Here is a 616-nt window from a genome sequence, read left to right as displayed (position 1 = left end):
CACACCCCGCGCCACCAACAACCGCGCCAACCGATTAGCCCGCGCATTCAACTCCCCATACGACACCTCCACATCCCCGCAGACCAACGCCACAGCCTCAGCACACCGCACCACCTGAGCCTCGAATGCCTGCGGGAGGGTCGTGGCCTCCATCGCGCGGGTCGCGTCCGCGGACCGGTCCAGCAGGGACTCCTGTTCTCCGGGCAGGAGGATGTCGATCCGCGCGAGGGGCTGGTCGGGGTTGGCGGTTAGCGTCTCCAGCAGGTGTACGAACCGCGCGGCGAGCATCTCGACGGTGCCTCGGTCGAACACATCGGTGCTGTATTCGATGAATCCGTCCAAACCGCCCGGCTCGCCCCGCGAGTCGTGGCGCTCCCAGAGGCTGAGGAACAGGTCGTACTTGGCGGTTCCCGTCCCCACCAGTTCGGAGCGCGACCGTACGCCGAGCCGGTCGAAATCGCTCTCGGGGGCGTTCTGTAGTGCGGTGACGACCTGGAACAGCGGCTGACGAGCCGCGGAGCGGGTGGGGTTGAGGGCCTCGACGAGTTGCTCGAAGGGCAGGTCCTGGTGTGACCAGGCGGCGAGGTCGGTGTTCCGTACCCGTTGGAGCAGTTCG

General features: G+C 67.2%; 1 protein-coding gene. It reads right to left on the bottom strand.

Annotation, left to right across the window (positions count from 1 at the left end):
• Positions 1-616, bottom strand: a 616-nt coding sequence (locus tag PV419_RS53015; protein ID WP_319701268.1) for a condensation domain-containing protein, incomplete at both ends; no start/stop codon positions are given.

The organism is Streptomyces sp. ME19-01-6, from assembly GCF_033793745.1.
GTDB lineage: Bacteria > Actinomycetota > Actinomycetes > Streptomycetales > Streptomycetaceae > Streptomyces.
This window is presented reverse-complemented; position numbering and strand designations above follow the sequence as displayed.